We start from the raw sequence: 24,698 nt of genomic DNA on the forward strand, positions 1-24,698 counted from the left end.
CGGTAGCGGACAACCGGCGGTAGTGGGCACGGACTGTCGGGAACGAGCGCGAAGCAGCAGGAAAGATGGTCGATCCCGGGGACGACTCTCAGTCGACTGCCAGCCGGGCTGGCGATTCCCAGCCGGCTGACAGCCGCGTCGCAAGGACCGCACAGCGTGGTGCCGCATGGTGGGGCGGGCCGACAGGCAGCACGCGCCGTAGCGGCGTACACACCCAGGGAGGGACATCAGCATGAGCAGTCTGTTTTCGCGGAAGCGGGTCGTCGGTGGCCTGGTGGCCGCCGGAGTACTCACGGTGGGTCTCGCGGCTCCGGCCGTCGCGTTCGCCGAGGACGGGACCACGCCGGCGCCGACCCCGTCGACCTCGTCGGACAGCGGCACGACCGCTCCCGAGCAGGACAAGCGCGGGGCCGAACAGCGCGGCAAGCTGGCCGAGCAACTCGCCGAGGAACTGGGCGTGCCGCAGGACAAGGTCGAGGCGGCACTGGCGAAGATCAAGGAGCAGCACCGGGCCGAGTGGAAGGAAAGGGCCGAACAGCGGGGTGAACAGAGAGGCGGGCAGCGGGGTGAGGGCAAGCCCGACGCGCAGTCGAAGGCCGACCGGGAGGCCATGCTGAAGGAGCGGCTCGACAAGGCGGTCTCGGACGGCAAGCTGACCCAGGAGCAGGCCGACGCCATCCTCGCGGCGGTCAAGGCGGGCGTCTTCCCGGCCTTCGGCGGCGGGCACGGTTGGGGTGGCCCGAAGCACGGCGGCCCGGCCGGTGCGCCGGCGGACGGCGGCGAGTCGGACATGCCGGCCACGAAGTAGTACTCCGGCCACCCGGGTCGCGCGCACCGTGTGGGCGCGCGGCCCGGACCGCCGGTCCGGTCAGGCGATGCAGGCGCAGACGATGAGCGCGGCCCCGAAGTGGGTGGCGGCGCTGACCCGGGCGGCAGGGTGCGGCTCGTCGGCGCAGATCACCTCGCCGAGCCTGCCGGGGGTGAGCCAGTCGAGCACCAGGAAGCCGAGCGCCATGACGCCGAGGCCGATCACTCCGAACAGGACGGTCGAGGCGAGACCCTTGGTGAAGTCGGTGTAGCTGGTCAGGATCGCCGTGAAGACGATGGCGGCGATGCCGAGTTGGTTGGCGAGCAGCAGCAACGCGGCGTTGGCGTTGCGGCGTACCCAGATCAGCTCGCGCAGCCGGCCCGGGGTGAGAAGGTCGACCAGCCCGAAGCCCGCGGCCATCAAGGCGATGCCGACCGCGCCGAACACGATGCTCTGCCAGGCTCCCACGAGCAGGTCCTCGACCACCGACTGTCTCCCATCGGGTGTGGGCGGCCGTACGAGGGGGGCCGCGTCGTCAGGGACGATAACGCGGCCCGACAACAGCGGCTGATAACGCGGCCCGACAACAGCGGCTGACCCCTGCCCCGGAGCGCCTGCCGACTAGAGCAGACCCAGGTAGCGCTGCCGCTCGTAGGGGGTGACCTCGCGGCGGTACTGCTCCCACTCGGCGCGCTTGTTGCGCAGGAAGAAGTCGAAGACGTGCTCGCCGAGCACCTCGGCGACCAGTTCCGAGCCGGCCATCACATCGATCGCCTCGGCGAGGTTCTCCGGGAGCGACTCGTACCCCATCGCCTTGCGCTCGGCGTTGGAGAGCGACCAGACGTCGTCCTCGGCACCCGGCGGCAGCTCGTAGCCCTCCTCGATGCCCTTGAGTCCGGCACCGAGCAGCACCGCGAACGCCAGGTAGGGGTTGGTCGCCGAGTCCGGCGAGCGGACCTCGACCCGGGCCGAGTTCGGCTTGCCGTACGCGGGCACCCGGACCAGCGCCGAGCGGTTCAGGTGCCCCCAGCAGACGTACGCCGGGGACTCGGTGATCCGGTCCGGCAGCGCCTGCGGGAAGAGCCGCTTGTAGGAGTTGACCCACTGGTTGGTGACCGCCGTGTATTCCCGGGCGTGCGTGAGCAGCCCGGCGATGAAGGCGCGGCCGACCTTGGAGAGCTTCATCGGGTCGCCGGCGTCGTGGAACGCGTTCCGCTCCCCCTCGAACAGCGACAGGTGGGTGTGCATCCCGCTGCCCGGCTGGTCGGTGAAGGGCTTCGGCATGAAGCTGGCGCGTACCCCGGTGGAGAGCGCCACCTCCTTGACCATGTGCCGGAAGGTCATGATGTTGTCGGCCGTGGTGAGCGCGTCGGCGTAGCGCAGGTCGATCTCCTGCTGGCCGGGCGCGACCTCGTGGTGGCTGAACTCCACCGAGATGCCGATCCGCTCCAGCGCCAGCACGGCCTGCCGGCGGAAGTCCCGGGCGACCGCGTGGGTGGTGTGCTCGAAGTAGCCGCCGTCGTCGACCGGGACCGGCACCGAGCCGTCGTTGGGGCCGTTCTCCAGCAGGAAGAACTCGATCTCCGGGTGGGTGTAGAAGGTGAAGCCCTTCTCGGCGGCCCGGGACAGCGCCCGGCGCAGCACGTGCCGCGGGTCGGCCCAGGACGGGCTGCCGTCGGGGAGCAGGATGTCGCAGAACATCCGGGCGCTCTCGCCGGAGACCCCGCCCTCGAACGGGAAGACCTGGAAGGTGGTGGGGTCGGGCATCGCCACCATGTCCGACTCGAAGACCCGGGCGAAGCCCTCGATGGCGGAGCCGTCGAAGCCGATCCCCTCGTCGAAGGCCGCCTCCAGCTCGGCGGGGGCCACCGAGACGCTCTTCAGCGTGCCGAGCACGTCGGTGAACCACAGCCGGACGAATCGGATGTCACGCTCTTCCAGCGTGCGGAGCACGAACTCCTGCTGACGGTCCACCTCAACCCCTCGCACACTCTGTTCGGACCGGCCCAGCCGGCGCGCGGCCTAGCGGTCCAGTCTTCACCGGTTCCGTTACGCAGACGTTACGTGAACTAGACCGCAACCAATGCGCGGGGTGGCACAGCCAACGTGCTTACTGGGCGTTCGTCCCGAAGATAGCTCCGAGACCGGCTTCGGCGCCCGCCGGGCAGCCGCGGACCGACCACACGGCGGAGTACCGGTGGTACGAGCATCGCCCGGATCCGGACCGGTCGGCGCCGGTCGGCGGTGCCCGCCCGTACCGGACCAGGGGTGAGCGCCACCACGGTCGGCGCCTCCCGGCGCACCGGGCCGGACGGGACCGGCTGCGGCAAGATGGAGTCATGCCGACCTTGCGCATCGCCCTGGCCCAGGTCAACCCCACCGTCGGCGACGTCGCCGGCAACGCGGCCCTGATCCGGGAGCGGTCCCGGGAGGCCGCCGGAGCCGGCGCGCACCTCGCGGTCTTCCCGGAGATGGTGCTGACCGGATATCCGGTCGAGGACCTGGTCTTCCGGGACTCCTTCGTCGCCGCCTCCCGGGCCACCCTCGACCAGCTCGCCGCCGACCTCTCCGCCGACGGGCTCGGCGGGCTCCCGGTGCTGGTCGGCTACCTCGACGCCGACGGCCCGGCCAGCGCCAACGCCGAGGCCACCCCGAGCCGGGGCCCCCGCAACGCGCTCGCCGTCCTGCACGGCGGGCGGGTGGTGGCCCGCTACTTCAAGCACCACCTGCCCAACTACGGGGTCTTCGACGAGGACCGCTACTTCGTGCCGGGCGACACCCTGACGGTGGTCCGGATCGGCGGGGTCGACGTCGCGCTGACCATCTGCGAGGACCTGTGGCAGGCCGGCGGTCCGTTCACGGCCGCCCGCCGCGCCGGGGTCGGGCTGGTCGTCAACATCAACGGCTCGCCGTACGAGTTGAACAAGGACGACGTACGCCTGCCGCTGGTCCGCCGCCGGGCCGCCGAGGCCGAGGCGACGGTGGCGTACGTCAACACGGTCGGCGGGCAGGACGAGCTGGTCTTCGACGGCGACTCGATGATCGTGGCCGCCGACGGCACCCTGCTGGCCCGCGCCCCGCAGTTCGTCGAGTACCTGCTGCTGCACGACCTCGACCTGCCCGAGGGCCGCGCCGACGCGTCCACCGGCACCGAGCCGGCGCGACCGGTGCCGGCCGGTTCCCCGGAGGACCTGGCCATCACCCGGGTCCGGGTCAGCGACGGACTGCCCGCCCCGGCCGGCCCCCGGGCCACCGGCGGGGTCACCGAGCCGGTGGTCGACGAGGGCGAGGTCTGGCAGGCCCTGGTGCTGGGGCTGCGCGACTACGTCGACAAGAACGGCTTCCGCTCGGTGGTGCTCGGCCTCTCCGGCGGCATCGACTCCTCGCTGGTCGCCGCGATCGCGGTGGACGCGCTCGGCCCGGAGCGGGTGGTCGGGGTCTCGATGCCGAGCCAGCACTCCTCGGAGCACTCCCGGGACGATGCCGCCGACCTGGCCAAGCGGACCGGCCTGGACTACCGGGTCGAGCCGATCCAGCCGATGGTCGACGGCTTCCTGGCCAACCTGTCGCTCTCCGGCATGTCGGTGGAGAACCTCCAGGCCCGGGTACGCGGGGTGCTGCTGATGGCACTCTCGAACCAGGAGAGCCACCTCGTGCTCACCACCGGCAACAAGAGTGAACTCGCGGTCGGCTACTCGACCCTCTACGGCGACTCGGTCGGCGGCTTCAACCCGCTCAAGGACGTCTGGAAGAGCCTGGTCTGGAAGCTGGCGAACTGGCGCAACACGGAGGCGGCCCGGCGCGGCGAGACGCCGCCGATCCCGGAGAACTCGATCCGGAAGCCGCCGAGCGCCGAACTGAGCCCCGGTCAGCTCGACAGCGACACCCTGCCGGACTACTCGGTCCTCGACGCGATCCTGGTCGGCTACGTCGACGGCGACCAGGGCCGGGACGACCTGGTCGCGGCCGGGCACGACCCGGAGGTGGTGGACCGGGTGCTCCGGATGGTGGACCTCGCCGAATACAAGCGCCGGCAGTCCGCACCCGGCCCGAAGATCTCGATCAAGGCGTTCGGCCGGGACCGCCGACTGCCGATCACCAACCGCTGGCGGGAGCGGAGCTGACCCGCCCGGAGGGTGTGAAAACCTGCACTCTTCCCTGCCGGAGCCGCCCCGGGCGGTGGGACTATCGGCAGTGCACCTGTTCGACCTGAACCGCGCGGCGCTCACACATCGCGTCCGGCCTTGCGGTCCGACGGACCGCAAGGGGAGGTGGAAGAGGTTCGGTGACCCGGGGACCGCGGACGCGGCCTCGAGGCGAGAGGAGACAACCATGTCCGAGCAGCATCTGGCGTCCGCCCCGGCCGAGGTGGCGACGCTGTACGGCGGTCCGGCCACCCGACGGGTACGCGCCCGCGACCTGGTCGCCGCCAAGGAGCGCGGCGAGCGGTGGCCGATGCTCACCTCGTACGACCAGTACACTGCCGCGATCTTCGAGCAGGCCGGAATTCCGGTACTGCTGGTCGGCGACTCGGCGTCGAACAACGTCTTCGGGCACGAGACGACCCTGCCGGTGACCGTCGACAACCTGCTCCCGCTGGTCCGCGCGGTGGTACGCGCCACCAGCTACCCGCTGGTCGTCGGCGACCTCCCGTTCGGCTCGTACGAGGAGGGACCGGCCCAGGCGCTCCGCACCGCCGTACGGTTCATGAAGGAGGGCGGCTGCCACGCGGTGAAGCTGGAAGGCGGCCGGCAGGTGGCGGAGCAGATCCGGGCGATCAACGGGGCCGGCATCCCGGTGATGGCGCACATCGGCTTCACCCCGCAGCGGGAGCACACCCTCGGCGGCTACCGGGTACAGGGCCGGGGCGACGACGCCGAGGAGGTGATGGCGGACGCGCTCGCGGTCGCCGAGGCGGGAGCCTTCTCGGTCGTCCTGGAGATGGTGCCGGGCGAGGTGGCCAAGCGGGTCACGCACGAGCTGGCGATCCCCACCATCGGAATCGGGGCCGGCCCGGACACCGACGCCCAGGTGCTGGTCTGGCAGGACATGGCCGGGCTGCGGTCCGGCCGGATGCCCCGGTTCGTGAAGCGCTACGCCGACCTGCACGGCACGCTCACCGAGGCGACCCAGCGGTTCGTCGCCGAGGTCCGGGGCGGCGAGTTCCCCACCGCCGAACACACCTTCTGATCCCGTCCTGATCCCCGACCGGTCGTCGGGCGGGCCCGCTGCATCGGCGGCCGCCCGGCGGGCCGGGGAGGCGGGTTCAGACGTCGGTGATCCGGATTCCGGAGTGCGCCTTGTAGCGCTTGTTGATCGCGATCAGGTTGGCGGTGAACGCCTCGATCTGGTGCGCGTTGCGCAGCCGCCCGGCGTAGACGCCGCGCATTCCGGGGATCCGCGCGGCGAGCGCGGCGACGATACCGACCAGCTCGCGCTCCTCGGTGCAGATCAGCACGTCCAGCTCGATCCGGTCGACCTCCGGGTCGGCCAGCAGCGGCGCGCTGACGTGGTTGAAGGCCGCGCAGACCCGGGAGTCCGGCAACAGCGCCGCCGCCTGCTGCACGGCGCTGCCCTCCTCGACCCGCAACGGGTACGGCCCCTGCTTGTCGAAGCCGAGTGGGTTGACGCAGTCGACGACCACCTTGCCGGCCAGCGGCTCGCGCAGCGCGGCGACGGTGTCCCGGTGCCCGTCCCAGGGCACCGCGATGACGACCAGGTCCGACCGGCTCGCCACCTCGACGTTGTCGCCGCCGGAGATCGCCGCGTCGGCCGGCATCCCGGGCAGGGTACGCAGTTCCGCCGCCGCTTGCTCCGCCCGGGCCGCCGAGCGGGAGCCGATCAGTATCGACTGACCCGCCCGGGCCAGCCGGTAGGCCAGGCCCCGCCCCTGGTCGCCCGTGCCGCCGATGATCCCGACAGTGAGTCCGGTGACGTCCGGCAGCACGCTCGCGTCATATGCCATGCCGGAATCCTCGCAGACCGCCCGACCCATCGGCGTGGATGGGCCGGGCGGGTGGCGTACCCCGAGGGGTTGTCACCGCACCGGAACGCCCCGGCGGGGCGTTCCGGTGGGACCTCAACCCATCATCTTCCGCGCGGTCGCCCTGGTGGCCTTCCGCGCCGGCGCCTTGGCCGGAGCCTTCCGCGCCGCGGCCTGCTTGCCGGGCGCCTTCCGGGCGCTGACCTTCTTCGCCGCCGTGGCCGTCGTCCGCTTCGTCGCGGTCCGCTTCGTCGCCGCGGTCGCCCGCTTCGCCGGAGCCTTCTTGGCCGTCGCCCGCTTGGCCGGGGCCCGCTTGGCCGGTGCCTTCGTCGCGGTCGTCCGCTTGGCCGGCGCCTTCTTCGCGGTCACCCGCTTGGCGGGCGCCTTCTTCGCCGCCGTGGTGGTCCGCTTCGCCGCCGTGGTCGTCTTCCGGGCCGCGGCGGTGGTCTTCTTGCCGGCCGTGGTCCGCTTCGCCGCGGCGGTGGTCTTCTTGGCCGCCGCGGTGGTGCGCTTCGCCGTGCCGGCGCGGCCTGCCGCCGCCCGCGTGGTGGTCTTCGCGGTGGCCTTCTTCGCCGGAGCCCGCTTTGCCGGTGCCTTCCTCGCCGGCGCCTTCTTCGCCGCCGTCGCGCGCTTGGCCGGGGCCTTCTTCGCGGGTGCCTGCTTGGCCACCGACGAACTGGCGGCCTTGCGGGCCGGAGTGCCCTTGCTGGCACCGACGGTCCGGCTACGCGCCGCGGTCTTCTTGCCGGCAGCACTTCTCGCTACCGAACGGGTGGCCCTGGTTGCTTCGGCCATCTGTGTTCCTCCTTGCGGGACATGCTCTCGGGGGTCTCCTCGCGGAGCACCACGGAGTTTCTCGACGCGGGCTGTCGCCGCGCCGGTCTAGCGCTCCTCCCCGGCCCAGCGGGCATCCTCGGCGTCCCACGCTTCGTTGCGCTGCTGCACCCGCTGCAACGCCTGCTCCGCGTCGGCTCCCGAGGCATAGGGACCGAGCACGTACCTCGCCGGGCAGACGTCGGCACCGGTCTCGACCTGGTGATGACGGATGCACCAGAAGTACTGCACATCACTCCCGCTGTCGCTCATGGGGTAACTGTGCACGGCAAACCGACCAAGCGCTACCGTTTCGCGCAAAATGACAGAGTGACTTCCACAGTAGACCCCATCGGATAACCGTCACCGACTAAACGGCAAAGTGCCGTCGTACGGGGGAAAGGCATTCTGCGGCAAGGGATTCACCGCCGTCAGCGGCCCGGGAAGGCGGCTCGGACCGGCCGCGCGAGCGCGGGAAAAATTTCCCCGGCCGGGTGACTCCTACTCCCCGCTCATCGCCGTGACCTGCCACTTCGCGGCGCGGAATGGAGCACAATTCGCGGTGTGGGCGGCATGCGGCAGGCGGGTGGGACGGGGCGGCTCGGCCGGCTCCTGTCAATCGTCGCGCTGGCTATTCTGCTGCTGCTCGTCGGCAGCGCCGCGCACACCATTACGAGTATCGCGACCGAGCCCTCGATCGAGGAACGGGCCCGACAGGAAGCGGTACGCCAGGCCGCCGTGATCGGTGACGCACTCGTACACGGTGTCGGCGACAGCGCCGCCGAACTCGGGCAGACCGCCACCCGGAACGGACGGGTCGAGGTACTCAGCGTCGACGGCACCGACCGGCGCCGCTCCCCCGGGGTACGGATGGTGTTCCGGGTACACGTGGCGATGTCCCGGCCCGCGATGGCCGGCCGGAAGCAGGCCGAGGTGCGGATCTGTTTCCGCCAGGTCGTCGACCAGGAGCGGGCGGACTTCTCCCGGATCGAGGTGCCCTGCCCGGACAGCCTGCTGCCCGGGATGACGCCGACGGCGGCACCGACCCACCCGGCCGGCCACCCGGCACCGACGCCCGGCACCAACCCGGCCGACGCGCCCAGCCCGGCCGCCGGATCGGGCGGCTGAAACCCGGGCGGCTGAAACCGGGACTGCTGGAGCCGCGTCGTCGGAACCGGGGTGGTCGGTCCAGCGGGGCGGCGGGTGGTTATGGTCCTCGGCATGGCCGTCCCCGAGTACGTCGCACGGATCCGCAAACTCGTCGGGCACGACCTGCTCTGGCTGCCCAGCGTGAGCGCCGTGGTCTGCAACGACGCCGGGGAGCTGCTCCTCGGCCAGCGGGCCGACGACGGGCGCTGGTCGGTCGTCAGCGGCTTCGTCGAGCCCGACGAGCAGCCCGCCGAGGCGCTGGCCCGGGAGGTCTTCGAGGAAACCGGCGTACGGGTGCTGCCGGAGCGGGTGACGAGCGTACTGGCACACCCGCACACCTATCCCAACGGCGACCAGTGCCAGTTCCTCAACATCGGCTTCCGGTGCCGGCTGCTCGACGGCGTCGCCCGGGTCAACGACGACGAGTCGGTCGCGGTCGGCTGGTTCGCCCCCGACCGGCTGCCCCCGCTCGACGAGCACGCCCGGACCACGATCACACATGCGCTCGCCCCGGCCACCGCCGCAAGCTGGTTCGCCCCGGACTCCTCCGCCTTCTCCTGGGGCGCCCGGGCCTGACCCCCGCCGGCCACCGTCCCGGGTCTGGCACACCGGCGCCCGCAGTCGGGTCCACTCCAGATCACGACCGCCGGAGCACCCCGGCCGCCAGCCGACGCCTGGTTGCCGACCGTGCCCGGCCCGCGCAGGGTGAGTCCGGACAGTCGACAGCACGGCCGACCAGGCAGTGCCACGGACCAGGCAGCGCGGCGGACCCGGTCCCGTCCTCGAGAACTACCGATGGAGGCGCGCTGGACCGTGCCGGATCCCCGGATCTCCGGACCGACCCGGTCCAGAGGGGTGTCCCGGTGGTCGCCGCCGGTCAGTCGCGCCGGGCAGCCGCTCCCGACCGCTCCGCCCAGTAGGCGTCGAGACGGTCGGCCAACTCGATCGGGTGACCGAGCATCCCGAGGTGGTCGCCAGGCATCTCGTCCGGCTCGATGCCGAGCCGCTCCCGGGCGACGCGGCGGACGAAGTCGGCCGGGAGGAAGCGGTCGTCGCGGTGCAGCAGCACCCGGGTGGGCACGTCGGGCCACTCCGCCACCGGCACCGGGTCACCGAACGGCTTGTCGGCCTGGTGCCTGCTCCGGCGGAAGACCTCGGTCACCAGGGCCGGCGGCAGGTCGTTGGTGAACAGACCCACCATGTCGTCCTCGGCCCGACCGTCACGCACGTCCTGCTCCTGCCGGGCCTGCGGGTAACCGGTGTTGGCCCACCAGTCACCCGGCGCCTCACCGGGCAGTGGTATCTGCGGTCCCAACAGCACCAGCAGTTCCACCGGCATCCGGTCGCAGACCACCGGGGCGGTGAAGGCACCGAACGAGTGCGCGACCACGGCCAGCCCGCCCGGGTCGGCCGATCCGGCCCGGTCGCCGACCGCCGCGAGCACCGCGTCGGCGTAGTCGGAGAGCCCGGCGGAGTCGTCGTCGCAAGGCAGGTCGACGGCCACCACGCCATGTCCCCGGGCACGCAACTCGGCGGCCACCAGGTGCCAGCACCAGGAGTCGGCGGCGGCACCGTGGATGAGCACGTAGGTCGGCGGGGTCGTCCCGGCCACCGCGCCCGCTCCGGTCACCGGTTGCCTGCCAGACCCGGCCGGCCGGCGAGCACGCCGGCCAGCACCGACGACACGATCTGCTTCACGGCACGGAGTCTAGGAGGTACCCCCGACACCCGGGACCGCCTCGCACCCGAAGCGACCGGCGGAGTCGACGGGACCGTCGGAGTCGGCAGGACTGGTGGGACCGGCGAAGTCGGCAGGACCGGTGGGACCGGCGGAGTCGGCAGGACCGGTGGGACCGGCGGAGTCGGCAGGACTGGTGGGACCGGCGGAGTCGACGAAAAATTCGGTGGCGGTGGGTGGGGCGGTGTCGTAACCTCGCGATGCCCGACTCTTCGAGGAGGTCGATGACATGGCATGCACTGCCATTGGCGCGATAGCCACCACCGCCACGACGCGCGGTCGCACCGCGAGCTGACCTCCGGACACTCGCCCCAGCGGCTCCCACCGGCCTCTTCCCGCCGGCTGAGCCGCCGACTCCTCGCATCGTAGCGGTCCCGCTGGCCGCGGAAGCCCTCCGCGCCGCCAGCCGTTGGCGCCGGCGATCCGGCGCCGTTTCTCACCGCTCATTGCGCTGAACCGAGGAGTTATCCGTGGATTCCGCGACATCCTTCGAGCCGCTGACGGCGGCCGAGGGCGGACCAAGTCACGTCATCCGTACCGGCCAGATCGTGCGACGGGCCGCCAAGCCCTGGACCGGTACGGTGCACGCCCTGCTGCACCACCTGGAAGATGTCGGGTTCCCCGGCTCGCCCTGGGTGGTCGGTACCGGCATCGACGGCAACGGCAACGAGATGCTGACGTACGTCGAGGGCGACACCATGCACCCCCGGGCCTGGACGGACGAGGGGATCTGGCAGGTCGGCAGGCTGCTGCGCGAGCTGCACACCGCCACCGCGAGCTTCCGGCCACCGCCGGACGCGCGGTGGCAGCCGTGGTGGATGCACCGGGAGGGGCCCGACTCGGTGATCGGGCACTGCGACGCCGGGCCGTGGCACACCGTTGCCCGGGCCGGCCGACCGGTGGCGTTCATCGACTGGACCCTGGCCGGGCCGGTCGACCGGCTCGACGAGGTGGTCGGCACCGCGTGGTGGAACGCCCAGTTGCACGACGACGACATCGCCGAACGCCACCACCTGCCGGACCTGGCGGGTCGGGCCCGGCAGCTACGGCTGTTCCTGGACGGCTACGAGTTGCCGGCGGCTGACCGGCCCGGGCTGGTCAGCCGGATGATCGAGTTCGCGATCCGGGACTGTGCCGCCGAGGCGACCCGGGCCGGGATCACGCCGGAGTCGACCGACCCGGCGCCGCTCTGGGCCGTCGCGTGGCGGGCACGGGCCGCCGGATGGATGATCCGGCACCGTACCCTGCTCGAACGCGCCGTCTCCGCCGGCTGAACGACCCGGAGGCCGTCGGCGCGTCCCGCGCGTCGGCGGCCTCCGGCCCAGCGCCAGGTCCGGATCGGCGGCCGGGAGAGCGCCGCCAGGTCGTCAGTGTGCCGCCGCCGCGATCGGCTTGCGCATCCGAACCAGTCGCACGGGTACGCCGCCAGCCGGGTCCTCGACCTGCTCGACCGGTACGAACCCGGCCGCCTCGTAGAGTGGCCGGCCGGCAAGCGTCGACATCAGTTCGAGCGTGCGGAAGCCGTCGGCAGCGGCTGCTTCCTCGCAGCGCGCGAGGATCAGCCGGCCGACACCCCGCCGGGTGCAGTCCGGGTGGGTGTACATCGCGCGGACCTTGGCCGGATCCCGGGCCGGGTCGAGCATCGCCGGGTCGCGGCCCTGGGAGTGGTCGCCGCCGTAGAGGGTGGCCCGGCGACTCCACCCGCCGCAGCCGGCGAGCTGGCCGGCCAGTTCGACCACGAAGTAGGTCCCGTCGTCGATGAGCTGGGTGTCGATGCCCATGATCGAGCGACTGGACGCGATCTGCGCCTCGTCGAGGAAACCCTTCTGCAATTCATCGATCGCGGCGTCGATCAGCGGCAGCAGCGCCGGTACGTCCGTACGCCGGGCGAGACGACTGGTCAGCGTCATGCCCCTCCTCGCAGTTGACCTCGTCAGGCCGTCATTCAAGCAGACCGGCCGAGCCGGTGGCTCGAACAGCCGGTCCACCGGGCCGGGACTCGACCTGGTGGGGAAGGCATGAGCCCGCTGTGGCCAGTGCACGGAGGCGCATCAGGATGTACGGCACCGCCGAGCCAGGGCGCTCGGCATCGGGCTGCCGGGCTCGCACCGCGTGGTCACTCCCTCTCGACGGGCGGGCGTACACCTCGTCCGACGACTGTCGAGTTGCCCCGGTTGTGCGCCCAGCGTGTGCTGCTCGGCAGCGCTGTCCTTGGGATGGTCACGAGTGAGATGGCCACGCTTAGCCGTGCCGGAGTAGTTCAGCACTCGTCCCTTCCGAGGCGGGCGAACTCGTCAAGGGAGATGCCTTTCTGCACCTCTTCGTTCGACTCGACGGTCGTGATCAGGACCGATCCGGGTTGCAGGCCGGACAGTTCAGGGAGCCGGAAGGTCACCGAGTGGGTGGTGAAGCTGCTGTTGCCGGCGACTCCGTACATTCGGAAGCTGTCGTGCGGGTCAGGGGCCGGTTCAGGCGGGAAGCCCGCAAGATGGACGGTGGCCGGCGAGGTCACGTCGGGCGGTACGTCATACTTTCGTCCCGGCCACTCCGGCCAGTTCGCGGACGGTGTCGGCACACTGGACGGGGAGGGCGAGACCAGGTCTCTTGCGGCGTGGAGAACGACGACGTCCCGCGGCCGGTCCGCGCACCAGGCCAGCGCTGCGAGCGGCCGGCCGTTGGCGTCCACGGTTAGACCGGTGATGCCTTTCCTTACCGGCGTGCAGGAGGCCAACCCGGTCAATGTGAGCACGGCGGCGGTCAGCGAAGCGGCGATCCGCCGCACCCTCGTCAGCGTCTGAACGGCCACGCTCCGATGGTCGCAGCGCCACGTCGACCCAGCGCCTCGGTCCGGTCTCAGGTCGATGACGACCTGTTCGCCTCAGGACGCAACGTCACCCGTCGACCCGTCCGATGCGCCAACCACGGCCAAGGCGCCGAACACGCGAGTACGGAAGCCGACGGAGTTGGCCGTCGTCGAGGTCAGGGCTTCCGGCTCGCGCCAGTCCAACCCGAGACTGGCTTGCCACCGCGCCGCCCGGGTCACCGAAAGCCCGGGCGGCGGCTCAAGCGTCGGAGGGAGTCGGCACACTGCCGGCATGACTTACGACCTTGCCGTCTGGGAGGGCGACCAGCCGACCGACGATGTCGTGGGCGCTGCCGCCTTCGTGCAGCTCTACGGGAAGTACATCGGAGCGGATGAGGATGTTCCACCGACCCCGCGTATCCGCGCCTACGTTGAGGCCCTACTTGATCGCTGGATCGACATGACCGAGGACGAGGATGACGTGAGTCCCTGGTCTGACGGGCCGCTGATCAACAACGCGTCGGGCCCGATCGTCTACTTCGCTATGCGGTACAGCATGGCTGAGGAGGTGTCGGCCGAGGCCGCGCGGATGGCGGCCGAGCGTGGTCTTGTCTGCTTCGACGTGCAGTGGGAACGCCTTCGGCCGGCGTCCGAGGAGCAGCAGGCCGGGCCATCCACGGGCCATAAGCCGGTGTAGCTACAGGCCAAACCAGGCCAGCCCAGACCGCGTCGACCAGGCGAAACGCCGTACCAGGAACCGTCTCGGTCCAATTCCCAAACTGACAGTGCGGGTTCGATGCCCGTCACCCGCTCCAAACCGAAGGCCCGGGTAGCCGGTAAGCTGACCACGGCTTTCGCTTATGACTATCAACTCCTACGGCGGCGTGCCCGTTACGTGCCCGATCCCGTTCCTTGGTGATCTGGGCGCCGAGCGCGTCGGCGATGGACAAGACAGCGACGGGGCCCCTGGCCAGGCTTCGTTCGAGGTCACAACCGCCACGTCCGGTGAGTGTGCACGTGAGTCCCATGCCGGCACAGCCGACAGATCCCGTTAACGACCCGAAGCCAGCCAGGCGAAGGGGCAGACCGGCCGGTAGGAACTCACGTACGTCCTCACTGTCAGGCGAGCGGCTTGGCCCGGGTGGTGGTTACCGTTGCGGTACCGCCGGTGGACAGGCCGGAGATCAAGTACGCCCGGTAGGTGCCGTTCGGCAGCACGGTCCACAGGTCCGGCGTGCCGTCGGTGTTGATGTCGGCGGCCCACAGCGTGCTGATCGCGACGCCGGTGTTCCAGTTCGCCGCCACCTGATACTGAATGTGGGTGAGCGTGCCGGTGCTGTCGCCGTTGTCGACCATGGTGACCCCAGTCCACAGGTACAGGTCACCGGTGGTGGCGTTGCGTAGGAAGAGCGCGAGGCCGGAGGCGGTCTCGGTGCTGGCGATGCTCCAGTTTTGCCAGTCGTAGCCGCCCGTCGGGGTTGGGTTGGTCAGCGTGGTGGTGCTGAAGTAACCATTTGGAATGCCCCAGTTGGGGTGGTAGTCGAGGCGGTAACCGTTGGTGGCGTCACCGGAGATGCCGATCAGGTCCGGGAGGCCGTTGTCGAGTCCATCAGCGACGTATCCGTTGACCAGCGTCAGCGGTGAGTTGCCGTTGGCGTCCAGGAGTTGGTCCCGGATGATGGTCTGCACGTTGCCGCTGCGGTACGGGTCGGGCATCGTGCCGTCGCCGGCGCCCCTGATGACCAGGCCGCCGCCGGCGTGGACCCCGCCCGGGTAGTAGACGAGGAAGTCCTCTTCGGTCTCGCCGAAGAAGCGGCCGGTGATGATCTGCGCGCCGTCGAACTCGGCCGGGGACGCGGTGCCGCCGGCGCCGTTGCCGTGTAGACCGATGTTGACGGCCGCCTGTACCTGGCCGGTGCCGACGCCGGTCTTACGGGACGTCACGCCAAGCGCGGACCAGACGCCGGACCCGAGTCCGGTGTCCGGACCTCCGACAGTGACCAGGTCAGCGACGCCATCGCCGTTTAGGTCCTTGTCGACCGGGCCGACGGTGATAGTGGGAGGAGTGGGCTTGGCAGCGGCCTGGGTGGGTAGGGCCGGGGCGAGCGCGGTCAGCGTGAGCGCCACGGGCGCGGTCCAGGCGAGCATGCGACGGGAGTTGAAGGAAGCTTTCATGGGTTCCCTCGTGCTGTGAGGAGTTGGGCGATCGGACAGTACTTGAGGTTGGCAATCGCCGCCCCTGCCTTGTCGCCGAGTCCGAGGAGCTCGCCAACACTCACTCCCCGTAACGCCGAGCCCACCTGCCGTCACGACCCACCGCAACAGGAGCGGCGGAGAGCGATCCGCTAGTCCCAGCGGTGAACCATTCCGAGACGAATGCCAGGACGACTGCCACAACACCCGCAACGACCCCGCGAACCGGCAGCACCCTGGAAACGCTATCAGCTGCGCTTTCCACAGTGGCCGCCGTTCGTGCCCCCTACGGCCCCGTAGCGCCGGGAAGCCACGGGGAAGGGCGGTCAACCACGGGCACCGTGACCAGGAACGCAGCCCGTTGATCTCGGCCCAGACCGATGCCCCAGCGAGTTCCCAAACTGACAGTGCGGGTTCGATTTCCGCCACCCGCTCGGAACCGAAGGCCCTGGTCAGGACGTGAATCCGAGCCAGGGCCTCCGATGTTCCGAGATCCGTGATCATGTCGCGCGCCATTAGCTCCGGTGCACCAGGGCACCGGCCCCGCCGTCGTCCGGGTCGCTGGGCCGCGTGCCATCCGGCTTGCACGCCTTCTTCTTGGCCTTCTTGCCGTCGGACTTCTTGTCCGCCTTCCGGGCGCCCACCCTCGCCTTCTTAATCTCGGCCTTCTCCTCGCCCCGTACGGCGGCATCAAGGGCGCCGCTTCGCGGCGGGGCACGCAGGCGGCAGGCCGACCGGCTGAGCACCGCCCCGGACCGCTGAGCGGCCAGGCGGAAAGCGGCCGACCCCGACGAGAACCGCCCTCGCGCCCCTGACCGGTACTCCATGCGATCACCACAACTCGTCTATCTTGGCGACCTCCACCCGAAACCGACGGGCATCCCGTGCTGGCAGCACGTGACCCGCAGCTTCAAGGATCTGACGAACCTCTCCCAGGTCCGGGCAACACTCCATGACGCCACAGCCGCACCGGGGGTCCCACAGCCGGTGCCACGGGTCCTGCACGAAGTTCGCCCACGCCCGAAGCGCCCGCGCAACGGCGCCTTCCGTGAAGCGGGAGCGTTCCAGGTACGCGATGGCCTGGAGCCCTCGGAACGAGAGGCCGGCTACGGGAGACGTACGGCTGTCCAGCGGCCGGGCACGGAGTTCGGAGGCCCGCACTTGCCTCGGGCGCCTACGCGGCACGGTCCCTTCGAAGGCTCTGCATACCCTCAGGATCTCACAACCCCCTCGCGGCGGTACGGAAGCCGACAGGGCCGGTCGCCGTTATGCTTCCGGCCACGCCAGCGCAGAGCCCACCAAGATCGCCGCAGACGAGATCAACCGAGCGGCAAGCAGAGTCTCCCGGGCCGCCCTGGGCCGTCCGGGCCGTCCGGGCCGTCAGACGCCGCCCAACGGTGACCAAGGTCAGCCAACGGCACCAGACAAAGAAGCAGGTCACGGCCTTGATCAGGACCGTGACCTGTAGTACGACGGACGAGTCGACCTGTACGCCGGATTTTGTGCCCGGCACGCACCGTTGCCGGTGGTGCCGGCGGCGGTCATCCATCTCGGCCTACCGTTGCCGGCAGGCTCCAGCGGCCTACCCGCAGGCATCGGGCGGGCAGCCCTCGAACGCCTGCGCGGGCCCTTGCCTTTCGGCGATGGCCCTCTCTTGGCCTTGCTCCGGGTGGGGTTTACCGAGCCATCCCGGTCACCCGGGACGCTGGTGGGCTCTTACCCCACCGTTTCACCCTTACCGAACCGGTCGGTCCGCGCGTTTCCGCGTAAACCACCCGTACGGCGGTCTGTTTTCTGTGGCACTTTCCCGCGGGTCACCCCGGGTTGCCGTTAGCAACCACCCTGCCCTGTGGAGTCCGGACGTTCCTCGGCGGCGGGCTCGCGCTCGCCGACGCGACCGCCCGGTCGACTCGTCCGTCGCGTACCCAATGTTAGCCATGATCCCGAAGAGCGATCCACCGGGCCGCCCAGGTGCAGTTGGCCGAGGGGGAACCCCGGCAGGCCAGCGAGAAGGCGGGAGGGGCGCCGATTAGCCTCGACAGGCTATGGATTTTCCCGAGGCGCTGCTACTGCTCGCTGCCGGGCTCGCCGCGGGGATGGTCAACGCGGTGGCCGGCGGCGGCTCGCTGATCACCTTTCCCGCCATGATCGCGGTGGGGCTGCCGCCGATCGCCGCGAACGTGAGCAACTCGATGTCGGTCTGCCCCGGCTACCTGGCCAGCGTCTGGGGCAGCCGGGTCGACCTGCCGGACCGCCGGTGGCTGCTCCGGCTGATCCCTGGGACCGTGCTGGCACGGCCGCCGGCTGCGCGCTGCTGCTCTCCACCCCGGCCCGGGCGTTCGAGCTGGCCGTACCGTTCCTGGTGCTGGGTGCGACCGCCGTGCTGGCGTTCCAGGACCAGCTTCGCCGCCTGATCGGGCAGGACCGCGGCCAACCCGTCCCGGCCGGTTCCGGCTTCGGCGCCTCCGGCAGGACGGCGGTGCGGAGCGCCGCACGCCAGGGTCTCACCCTGCACACCATGGTCGTGGTCGGCGCGGTCTACGGCGGATATTTCGGTGCCGCGCTCGGGGTCATGCTGGTGGCCGGGCTGGCGCTGGTGCTGGACGAGACGCTGATCCGGGTCAGCGCGATCAAGAACCTGCTCTCCGCGGTGGTCGGGCTGACCACGATCGTCGCCTTCGCCGCGTTCGGCCCGGTGAACTGGACGGCCGTCGCGGTGGTCGCCCCCGCGACCATTTTCGGCGGGTACGCGGGCGCGCGGCTCGTCCGCCGGCTGCCGCCCGAGGTGCTCAGGACCCTGATCGTGCTCTTCGGTACGGCGATCGGCCTGCTGCTGCTCTACCGCTCCTGGACCTGACCCCGCCCACCCGTCCGACACAAGAGATCCCCGTGACCAGGTCGGCGTACCCGAATCTCGGGTTGCCTGCGCTGGCCACGGGGATCTCCCCGGGGGCGGGGGTGGTTGGGGTCGGTGTGGTGTTGTCGGGTCGGTCAGACCTTCGGGGCGGGTTCGACGGACTCGCCGGCCGCCTCCCCCTCGGCCGACTCCCCCTCGGTCGACTCCCTCGGGTCGGGTACGAGCCGCGGGTCGCCCTCGTCGGCGAAGTAGTCGTCCTGCGTGGTCCCGTCGACTCCCTCCGCCACCTTGGCGGCCCGGAGGATCAGCGTGACGATCGCCGCGACCAGCAGGTTGACCGCGACCGCGACCAGGCCGACGTAGATCGTCTTGGTGGAGCCGTCGAAGCCGAGCTTCTCCAGCGGGAACGCGGACCCACCGAAGTGCGCCCGCTTGGTCGCCGGGTTGGGAATCTGGTAGAGCATCCACATTCCCAGGCCCATTCCGGCCACCCAGCCGGCGACCAGCGCGCCCCGGTGGAACCACCGGGTGTAGAGGCCGAGGGCGACCGCCGGCAGCGTCTGGAGGATGATGACTCCGCCGATGAGCTGGAGGTCGATCGAGAACTGCGGGTCGAGGAAGACGATGCAGGCGACCGCACCGATCTTCACCACCAGCGACGTGATCTTGGAGACGTTCGCCTCCTGGGCCGCGGTGGCGTCCTTGCGCAGGTACTCCTTGTAGATGTTCCGGGTGAAGAGGTTTGCCGCCGCGATCGACATGATGGCGGCCGGCACCAGCGCGCCGATCCCGATCGCGGCGAACGCGATCCCGGCGAACCAGCTCGGGAACTGCTGCTCGAACAGCAGCGGCACCACCGTGTTGTTGTCCACGGTGCCCTCGGTGGCACCGGGCAGCGGGGTCACTCCGGCGGCGATGGCTGCGTACCCGAGCAGGGCGATCAGGCCGAGCAGCAGGCTGTACGCCGGCAGCGCCGACATGTTCCGCTTGATCACGTCCCGGCTGCGGCTGGCCAGTACGCCGGTGAGGCTGTGCGGGTAGAGGAAGAGCGCCAGCGCCGAGCCGAGCGCCAGGGTGATGTACTGCAACTGGTTGTTGGCGTTGAGCGTGATGCCGTCGTTCGGTGACGGACTCGCGTCGAACTTCGCGTCCGCCGCGTCGAAGATGCTCCCCCAGCCACCCAGCTTGTACGGCAGGTAGACGATCGCCACCAGGATCACGACGTAGATCAGCGAGTCCTTGACGAACGCGATCAGCGCTGGCGCCCGCAGCCCGGACTGGTAGGTGTAGGCGGCCAGGATGGCGAAGGCGATGATGATCGGCAGGTGCCGGGCGATGGCGCTCTCCCCACTGACCCCCATCGTCTTGAGTACCGCCTCGATGCCGACGAGTTGGAGCGCGATGTAGGGCATCGTGGCGACGATGCCGGTGATCGCGATGATCAGCGCCAGGGTCGGCGAGTCGAACCGCTTCCGGACGAAGTCGGCCGGGGTGACGAAGCCGTGCCGGTGCGACACCGACCAGAGCCGGACCAGCACCAGGAAGACCAGCGGATAGATGATGATCGTGTACGGCACCGCGAAGAACCCGGCCGCCCCGGCCCCGAACAGCAGCGCCGGTACGGCCACGAAGGTGTACGCGGTGTAGAGGTCGCCGCCGACCAGGAACCAGGTGATCCAGCCGCCGAAGCTGCGCCCGCCGAGGCCCCACTCGTCGAGGTGGTTGATGTCCTTCGGCGCCCGCCACCGGGCCGCGACGAAGCCCATCCCGCTGACCAGCAGGAACAGCAGGGTGAAGATGATGATCTCAGTGAGATGGTCCCGCCACACCGTCGGTCACCCCCGCTTCTTCGTCATCTGGTACACGACGGTCGTGGTGCCGACCCCGAGCAGGATGAAGGCCAGTTGGAGCCAGTAGAAGACCGGGAAGCCGAACAGCCGGGGTGAGTCGGCGTTGAACAACGGAGTGATCAACGGCACCACGATGGGCAGGAAGAGCAGCCAGTTCCAGGGGCTGTGGTCCTTCGCCCGCGCTCTCGACACCACCTCGCCGGCCGGCGCCGCCGGCGTCTCAGATTCGCTCATGCCGGCACTCCGCTCGGCTCCGTGCCGCCCTGAGGCTCGTCGGCGCTGAGTTCGATGATTCGCTCGCTGCACTCGCTCATGCCGTCTCCTCGCTGCGCTCGGCCTGGTGACCCGCCTGGTTGCGCTTGGCCGTCGGTTGAACTCCGGGTGACGTGTCGTCGTTGACCTACGTGTGACGCCGGAGGTTAGGGCAGAGTGACAACGGTCACCTCGACGAAACCGGACCGGTGCGCCCAACGGCGACCACGCTGCGCCGAATGGTGATCAACGACCAGAATAGGGTCACGCCAAACGGCCCTATCGGGGCAAAAAATACATCGAAGTACGACGATTGCTCTTGATCGCGGGACGGCCGGTTGCCATGCTGGCCGGGTGCCGCGATTTCCCTCGTACGACAGCACCGCACTCGCCTACCACGTGCTCGGTTCCGGGCCACCGATCGTCTGCCTGCCCGGCGGGGCAGCACGGGCGTCGAGCTACCTCGGTGACCTCGGTGGGCTGAGTCGGGACCGCACCCTGCTCAAGCTCGACTCCCGGGGCAGCGGCGAGTCGGCGGTCCCCGAGGACCCGGCGAGCTACCGGTGCGAACGGCTGGTCGACGACGTCGAGGCGTTCCGGGTCCACCTCGGACTGGACCGGATGGACCTGCTCGCCCACTCGGCCGCCGGCAACCTCGCCGAACTGTACGCGGCCCGGCATCCGCACCGGCTGTCCCGGCTGGTACTCGTCACCCCGGGCCTGCGCTCGGTCGGGGTCGAGACGGTCGGCTTCGCCGAGGCGGTCACCGCCCGCTCCGCACAGTGGTGGTATCCGGAGGCGAAGGCGGCAATGGACGCCTGGCAGGAGGCGGCGGACCGGGGTGCCGGGCCGGACGAGGTGAACCCACTGCGCAGCGGCGCCGCGCCGTTCGCGTACGGGCGGTGGGACGAGCGGGCCCGGGCACACGCCGAGGCCGAACCGGAGGAGCGACCGGACGCGCCGTCCGCCGGGTTCTACGACGGCTTCGCCCCGGACACCGCCGCGATCCGGGCCGCACTGGCCGGACTCGACGCCCCGGTACTGGTGGTGGCCGGCGAACTGGACCCGGCGCCCACCCCGGAGGCGGCCCGGGCGCTCGCCGCGCTCTTCCCGAACGCCGAGACCGTGGTGCAGGACGGCGCCAGCCACTTCCCCTGGCTCGACGACCCGGCCCGGTTCGTCAAGACCGTGCTCACCTTCCTCACCGACGAGCCCCGGACCCTCGCCGCCCCGCACTGACCAGCCGCCCAGGCCGCCCAGTCCCGGACAGACAGTCAGATGCCGGTCAGGTGGGCGGTGTCGTTGACGGTCCGCACCGCCATCCCGCCGTCCGGCCAGATGTCCAAGATGGACAGGCCGGCCGGGTCGAGATAGAGCCGGTGCAGGAAGGCGTCGGTCGCGGCGAGCGCGTCGCGGAGCGCGATCTTCACCGGCGAGACGTGCGAGACCACCACCAGGGTCTCCCCGGGGTACCCGGCCAGCAGCTTCGCCATCGCCCGGCTGACCCGGGTACCGACCTGGACGAAGGACTCTCCGCCGGGCGGGGCCACGGCCGGCGAGGCCAGCCAGGCGTCCAGTTCGGCGGGCCAGCGCTCGCGTACCTCGGCGAAGGTGCGACCCTCCCACTCGCCGAAGTCGCACTCGATCAGGTCCGGCTCGACCACCACCGGAACCCCGCCGAGCCCACCGGCGACGATGCCGGCCATCGACGTACACCGGGACAGGGGTGAGCTGACGACGGCCGCGACCGAGTCGACCAGCCCGGCCACCCGGCGGGCCGTCGCACCGGCCTGGGCCAGGCCCCGGTCGGAGAGCGGCACGTCGCCCCGGCCCGAGTAGCGGCCCCGCGCGGTGTATTCCGTCTCGCCGTGCCGGAGCAGCAGCAGCCGGGTGGCGGTCTCCGCCGGGCGCGGCTCCCAGGAACTCTTCGCGGTCGAGCCCTGTGCGGCGACCTCGTGCGCCTCCGCCCGCCCGGTCGCGCCGGCCGGCGTCGCCGCGATCGGCTCGGCCGCGCTGTCCCGGGCGGCCTGCGGCACCTTGCCGGCGGCCAGGTCCATCGCCGCGTTCGCCAGCGCGTCCGCGTGCCGATTGCGCTCCCGGGGAATCCAGGTGTACGTCACCGAGTCGAACTTCCGGACCAGCCCGGCCGCCTGGGCGGCGAGCGGACGCAGCCCCGGGTTCTTGATCTGCCAGCGGCCGGCCATCTGCTCGACGACCAGCTTGGAGTCCATCCGCACCTCGACCCCGGCCGCCCCCGTCTCACGGGCGGCCTCCAGCCCGGCGATCAGGCCACGGTATTCCGCGACGTTGTTGGTGGCGACACCGATCGACTCGGACCGCTCGGCCAGCACCTCGCCGCTGACGGCGTCCCGGACCACCGCGCCGTAGCCGGCCGGGCCAGGGTTGCCCCGGGCGCCGCCGTCCGCCTCCACCACGACCTTACGACCCGGCACGGGTCCACCCCCCGATCCCGCCACCACCGACCCGGGTCACAGCCCGGACTCGGCGGTACGCACCATGATGCGGCGGCACTCCTCGCAGCGCACCACCTCGTCCGGCGCGGCGGCCTTGATCCGGGCCCGGTCCGCACCGTACAGCTCCAGCCGGCAGCCGCCGCAGCGACCACCGGCGACCAGGGCCGCGCCGAGCCCGCCCGACGACTCCCGGATCTTGTCGTAGAGCGCCACCAGGTCGGCCGGGAGGTCGGCCGCGAGCGGCTGCCGCGAGCCGGCCTTGAACTCCTCCTCCTTGCCGATCTCGGCAAGGGCCTGCTCCCGCCGCTCCTCGGTCTCCGCGCGCCGCTGCCGGGCCGCCGTCAACCGCTGCTCGATCCCGTCGAGTACGCCCTGCGCGGTCTCCCGCTGCTCCATCAGCTCCAGCTCGGCGTCCTCCAGCTCGGTCTGCCGTCGGTTGAGCGAGGTCATCTCGTGCTGCAACGCCTCCAGCTCGCGGGCCGGCCCCGAGCCGACGGTCAGCCGGGCCTGGTCGCGGTCCTTGCGGATCCGCACCTGCTCGACGTCCCGCTCCAGCCGGGCGATGTCCCGGTCCAGGTCGTCCACTGCCACCTGGGCCCGGACCCGCTCGTCCTCCAGCGCGGACAGCTCCCGGGCCAGCGCCTCCAGCTCGGCGTGCTCCGGCAGCGTACGGCGCCGGTGGGCGAGCTGGGCGAGCCCGGTGTCGATCGCCTGGAGGTCGAGCAGGCGACGCTGGTCTTTCGGGTCGGCCTTCATCGCTGGGACTCCTTGTCCACGGAGGATGCGGGGGTTAGCACGGGTGGTACGGGAGACGCCGCCTGCACCGTCCACGGATCGGTGTCCAGATCGGACACCATGGTCTCGACGGGCAGCCGCTCGCGCAGGTGTGCGGCGAGTTCGTCGAGCCAGGGCCGCTCGGTCGCCCAGTGTGCGGCGTCCAGCAGCGCCGGACCCTCCTCGGCCAGGTATTCGCTGACCGGATGGTGCCGCAAATCGGCGGCAAGGAACACGTCGACACCGGCCCGCAGGGCGTCGCCGAGGAAGGAGTCGCCGGCTCCGCCGCTGACCGCCACGGTCGAGATCGTCCGCCCCGGGTCGCCTGCGGCGCGTACGCCCCAGGCGGTCGGCGGGAGCGCCCGGGCCACGTACCCGGTGAACTCGGCCAGGGTCGTCGGCTCCGGCAGCCGGCCGATCCGCCCGAAGCCCCGCCCCTGGCCGGCGGCTGGACCGGAGGGGTCGGCCGGGCGCAGCGGGCGCAGGTCGGTCAGGCCGAGCCGGGTGGCGAGCGCGTCGGAGACACCCGGACTGGCCACGTCGGCGTTGGTGTGCGCCACGTACAGGGCCACGTCATTCTTGATCAACTGGTGCACGATCCGGCCCTTGTACGTCGTCGCGGCCACCGACGAGACCCCGCGCAGCAGCAGCGGATGGTGCGCGACGATCAGGTCGGCACCGTACCCGAGCGCCTCGGCGACCGTTTCCGGCACCACGTCCACGACGCAGCAGACCCGGCGTACCGGTGCGGACGGCTCACCGACCACCAGTCCCACCCGGTCCCACCCTTCGGCCCAGGCCGGCGGATAACGCTGGTCCAGCGCTGCCACGACGTCGGCCACGCTGACCGCTTGAGATCCGGATGCACCCACGGCGGCCCAGCTTACCGGCGTCCGGCCGACCACGGAGCCGAGCGTCGCCCCCGACCCCCGCCGGACCCACGGCAACCAAGCTTCCACCCCCGCCTCCCGACCGACGTGGAACCCCGGCCGGACGCCCCCGGG

General features: G+C 71.1%; 23 protein-coding genes, 1 other RNA gene and 1 pseudogene. 9 read left to right on the forward strand and 16 right to left on the reverse strand.

The features are described from left to right. The first annotated feature begins 232 nt into the window (after positions 1 to 232). A complete protein-coding gene (locus Pma05_RS10950) occupies positions 233 to 808 on the forward strand; it encodes a hypothetical protein (protein ID WP_203857230.1) in 576 nt (191 codons plus the stop codon). Positions 809 to 868: 60 nt separating this feature from the next. Here the strand turns inward: Pma05_RS10950 and Pma05_RS10955 are convergent, their stop codons facing one another. Together Pma05_RS10955 and glnA are read right to left on the reverse strand one after the other, a co-directional pair. Continuing rightward, positions 869 to 1,294 (reverse strand): DUF350 domain-containing protein, encoded by a 426-nt coding sequence (locus Pma05_RS10955; protein ID WP_203857231.1) that lies wholly within the window; start codon positions 1,292 to 1,294, stop codon positions 869 to 871. 135 nt (positions 1,295 to 1,429) lie between these two features. Next, positions 1,430 to 2,782 (reverse strand): type I glutamate--ammonia ligase, encoded by a 1,353-nt coding sequence (gene glnA, locus Pma05_RS10960; protein ID WP_203857232.1) that lies wholly within the window; start codon positions 2,780 to 2,782, stop codon positions 1,430 to 1,432. A 365-nt stretch (positions 2,783 to 3,147) separates the two neighbouring features. Here glnA and Pma05_RS10965 point away from each other — a divergent pair, with 365 nt between their 5' ends. Both Pma05_RS10965 and panB read left to right on the forward strand, forming a co-directional pair. Beyond that, a complete protein-coding gene (locus Pma05_RS10965; protein ID WP_203857233.1) occupies positions 3,148 to 4,932 on the forward strand; it encodes an NAD+ synthase in 1,785 nt (594 codons plus the stop codon). A gap of 208 nt (positions 4,933 to 5,140) precedes the next feature. Next, positions 5,141 to 5,998, forward strand: a complete 858-nt coding sequence (panB, locus tag Pma05_RS10970; RefSeq protein WP_203857234.1) for a 3-methyl-2-oxobutanoate hydroxymethyltransferase — start codon at positions 5,141 to 5,143, stop codon at positions 5,996 to 5,998. A 76-nt stretch (positions 5,999 to 6,074) separates the two neighbouring features. On the opposite strand, the gene npdG is transcribed toward panB, so the two are convergent. The 3 genes from npdG to Pma05_RS10985 form a co-directional block, all read right to left on the reverse strand. Further along, a complete protein-coding gene (gene npdG / locus Pma05_RS10975; RefSeq protein WP_203857235.1) occupies positions 6,075 to 6,773 on the reverse strand; it encodes an NADPH-dependent F420 reductase in 699 nt (232 codons plus the stop codon). A gap of 114 nt (positions 6,774 to 6,887) precedes the next feature. Beyond that, positions 6,888 to 7,586, reverse strand: coding sequence for a histone (locus Pma05_RS10980; protein WP_203857236.1), 699 nt, complete (start codon positions 7,584 to 7,586; stop codon positions 6,888 to 6,890). 87 nt (positions 7,587 to 7,673) lie between these two features. After that, positions 7,674 to 7,877: a hypothetical protein gene (locus Pma05_RS10985; RefSeq protein ID WP_203857237.1), complete on the reverse strand. Its 204-nt coding sequence runs from the start codon at positions 7,875 to 7,877 to the stop codon at positions 7,674 to 7,676. A 291-nt stretch (positions 7,878 to 8,168) separates the two neighbouring features. On the opposite strand from Pma05_RS10985, the gene Pma05_RS10990 reads away from it, so the two are divergent. Further along, on the forward strand, positions 8,169 to 8,732 hold the full coding sequence (locus Pma05_RS10990; protein WP_203857238.1) for a hypothetical protein: 564 nt from the start codon (positions 8,169 to 8,171) through the stop codon (positions 8,730 to 8,732). A gap of 93 nt (positions 8,733 to 8,825) precedes the next feature. Next, entirely contained in the window at positions 8,826 to 9,329 is a 504-nt protein-coding gene (locus tag Pma05_RS10995) for an NUDIX hydrolase (protein WP_203857239.1), read from the forward strand. Between the two features lie 301 nt (positions 9,330 to 9,630). Here the strand turns inward: Pma05_RS10995 and Pma05_RS11000 are convergent, their stop codons facing one another. Beyond that, the gene (locus tag Pma05_RS11000; protein ID WP_239312164.1) at positions 9,631 to 10,383 is read right to left on the reverse strand and encodes an alpha/beta fold hydrolase; all 753 of its coding nucleotides are present in this window, start codon (positions 10,381 to 10,383) and stop codon (positions 9,631 to 9,633) included. A 578-nt stretch (positions 10,384 to 10,961) separates the two neighbouring features. On the opposite strand from Pma05_RS11000, the gene Pma05_RS11005 reads away from it, so the two are divergent. Further along, a complete protein-coding gene (locus Pma05_RS11005; RefSeq protein ID WP_203857240.1) occupies positions 10,962 to 11,765 on the forward strand; it encodes an aminoglycoside phosphotransferase/kinase family protein in 804 nt (267 codons plus the stop codon). 93 nt (positions 11,766 to 11,858) lie between these two features. Here Pma05_RS11005 and Pma05_RS11010 read toward each other — a convergent pair whose 3' ends face one another. Both Pma05_RS11010 and Pma05_RS11015 read right to left on the reverse strand, forming a co-directional pair. After that, entirely contained in the window at positions 11,859 to 12,401 is a 543-nt protein-coding gene (locus Pma05_RS11010; protein WP_203857241.1) for a GNAT family N-acetyltransferase, read from the reverse strand. A gap of 350 nt (positions 12,402 to 12,751) precedes the next feature. After that, a complete protein-coding gene (locus Pma05_RS11015) occupies positions 12,752 to 13,297 on the reverse strand; it encodes a hypothetical protein (RefSeq protein WP_203857242.1) in 546 nt (181 codons plus the stop codon). Between the two features lie 289 nt (positions 13,298 to 13,586). Between Pma05_RS11015 and Pma05_RS11020 the strand changes: the two genes are divergently transcribed. Beyond that, a complete protein-coding gene (locus tag Pma05_RS11020) occupies positions 13,587 to 13,991 on the forward strand; it encodes a hypothetical protein (RefSeq protein ID WP_203857243.1) in 405 nt (134 codons plus the stop codon). A gap of 422 nt (positions 13,992 to 14,413) precedes the next feature. On the opposite strand, the gene Pma05_RS11025 is transcribed toward Pma05_RS11020, so the two are convergent. The 3 genes from Pma05_RS11025 to rnpB form a co-directional block, all read right to left on the reverse strand. Then, the gene (locus Pma05_RS11025) at positions 14,414 to 15,469 is read right to left on the reverse strand and encodes a hypothetical protein (RefSeq protein ID WP_203857244.1); all 1,056 of its coding nucleotides are present in this window, start codon (positions 15,467 to 15,469) and stop codon (positions 14,414 to 14,416) included. A gap of 533 nt (positions 15,470 to 16,002) precedes the next feature. Beyond that, positions 16,003 to 16,131: a hypothetical protein gene (locus Pma05_RS43445; protein WP_275414676.1), complete on the reverse strand. Its 129-nt coding sequence runs from the start codon at positions 16,129 to 16,131 to the stop codon at positions 16,003 to 16,005. Positions 16,132 to 16,960: 829 nt separating this feature from the next. After that, positions 16,961 to 17,400, reverse strand: an RNA gene (rnpB, locus tag Pma05_RS11030) — RNase P RNA component class A. A 132-nt stretch (positions 17,401 to 17,532) separates the two neighbouring features. On the opposite strand from rnpB, the pseudogene Pma05_RS11035 reads away from it, so the two are divergent. Beyond that, a pseudogene (locus Pma05_RS11035) lies at positions 17,533 to 18,344 on the forward strand (sulfite exporter TauE/SafE family protein). Positions 18,345 to 18,478: 134 nt separating this feature from the next. On the opposite strand, the gene mctP reads toward Pma05_RS11035, so the two are convergent. Then, positions 18,479 to 20,173, reverse strand: a complete 1,695-nt coding sequence (gene mctP, locus Pma05_RS11040; protein WP_203857245.1) for a monocarboxylate uptake permease MctP — start codon at positions 20,171 to 20,173, stop codon at positions 18,479 to 18,481. A gap of 6 nt (positions 20,174 to 20,179) precedes the next feature. Further along, complete coding sequence (locus Pma05_RS11045; protein ID WP_203857246.1) at positions 20,180 to 20,428, reverse strand: DUF3311 domain-containing protein; 249 nt, start codon at positions 20,426 to 20,428, stop codon at positions 20,180 to 20,182. 372 nt (positions 20,429 to 20,800) lie between these two features. On the opposite strand from Pma05_RS11045, the gene Pma05_RS11050 reads away from it, so the two are divergent. Then, positions 20,801 to 21,685 (forward strand): alpha/beta fold hydrolase, encoded by an 885-nt coding sequence (locus Pma05_RS11050; RefSeq protein WP_203857247.1) that lies wholly within the window; start codon positions 20,801 to 20,803, stop codon positions 21,683 to 21,685. Between the two features lie 35 nt (positions 21,686 to 21,720). Here Pma05_RS11050 and Pma05_RS11055 read toward each other — a convergent pair whose 3' ends face one another. From Pma05_RS11055 to Pma05_RS11065, 3 genes are read right to left on the reverse strand one after another with little or no spacing between them, the layout of a single operon-like run. Continuing rightward, the gene (locus Pma05_RS11055) at positions 21,721 to 22,899 is read right to left on the reverse strand and encodes a bifunctional RNase H/acid phosphatase (protein ID WP_203857248.1); all 1,179 of its coding nucleotides are present in this window, start codon (positions 22,897 to 22,899) and stop codon (positions 21,721 to 21,723) included. Positions 22,900 to 22,935: 36 nt separating this feature from the next. Next, positions 22,936 to 23,676 (reverse strand): zinc ribbon domain-containing protein, encoded by a 741-nt coding sequence (locus Pma05_RS11060; RefSeq protein WP_203857249.1) that lies wholly within the window; start codon positions 23,674 to 23,676, stop codon positions 22,936 to 22,938. Next, positions 23,673 to 24,524 carry a Nif3-like dinuclear metal center hexameric protein gene (locus Pma05_RS11065; RefSeq protein ID WP_203857250.1) on the reverse strand — a complete coding sequence of 284 codons (852 nt, stop codon included), beginning with the start codon at positions 24,522 to 24,524 and terminating at the stop codon, positions 23,673 to 23,675. The genes Pma05_RS11060 and Pma05_RS11065 overlap by 4 nt, the downstream gene beginning before the upstream one ends. Positions 24,525 to 24,698 lie beyond the last annotated feature (174 nt).

The organism is Plantactinospora mayteni (assembly GCF_016862935.1).
Lineage (GTDB): Bacteria > Actinomycetota > Actinomycetes > Mycobacteriales > Micromonosporaceae > Plantactinospora > Plantactinospora mayteni.

Coding starts and splice junctions, on each gene's coding strand:
- Pma05_RS10980 (WP_203857236.1), bottom strand. CDS start 7,586: ATGGCCGAAGCAACCAGGGCCACCCGTTCGGTAGCGAGAAGTGCTGCC.
- Pma05_RS10995 (WP_203857239.1), top strand. CDS start 8,826: ATGGCCGTCCCCGAGTACGTCGCACGGATCCGCAAACTCGTCGGGCAC.
- Pma05_RS11060 (WP_203857249.1), bottom strand. CDS start 23,676: ATGAAGGCCGACCCGAAAGACCAGCGTCGCCTGCTCGACCTCCAGGCG.
- Pma05_RS11020 (WP_203857243.1), top strand. CDS start 13,587: ATGACTTACGACCTTGCCGTCTGGGAGGGCGACCAGCCGACCGACGAT.
- Pma05_RS10985 (WP_203857237.1), bottom strand. CDS start 7,877: ATGAGCGACAGCGGGAGTGATGTGCAGTACTTCTGGTGCATCCGTCAT.
- Pma05_RS10950 (WP_203857230.1), top strand. CDS start 233: ATGAGCAGTCTGTTTTCGCGGAAGCGGGTCGTCGGTGGCCTGGTGGCC.
- Pma05_RS11045 (WP_203857246.1), bottom strand. CDS start 20,428: ATGAGCGAATCTGAGACGCCGGCGGCGCCGGCCGGCGAGGTGGTGTCG.
- Pma05_RS11010 (WP_203857241.1), bottom strand. CDS start 12,401: ATGACGCTGACCAGTCGTCTCGCCCGGCGTACGGACGTACCGGCGCTG.
- Pma05_RS11025 (WP_203857244.1), bottom strand. CDS start 15,469: ATGAAAGCTTCCTTCAACTCCCGTCGCATGCTCGCCTGGACCGCGCCC.
- Pma05_RS10965 (WP_203857233.1), top strand. CDS start 3,148: ATGCCGACCTTGCGCATCGCCCTGGCCCAGGTCAACCCCACCGTCGGC.
- npdG (WP_203857235.1), bottom strand. CDS start 6,773: ATGGCATATGACGCGAGCGTGCTGCCGGACGTCACCGGACTCACTGTC.
- panB (WP_203857234.1), top strand. CDS start 5,141: ATGTCCGAGCAGCATCTGGCGTCCGCCCCGGCCGAGGTGGCGACGCTG.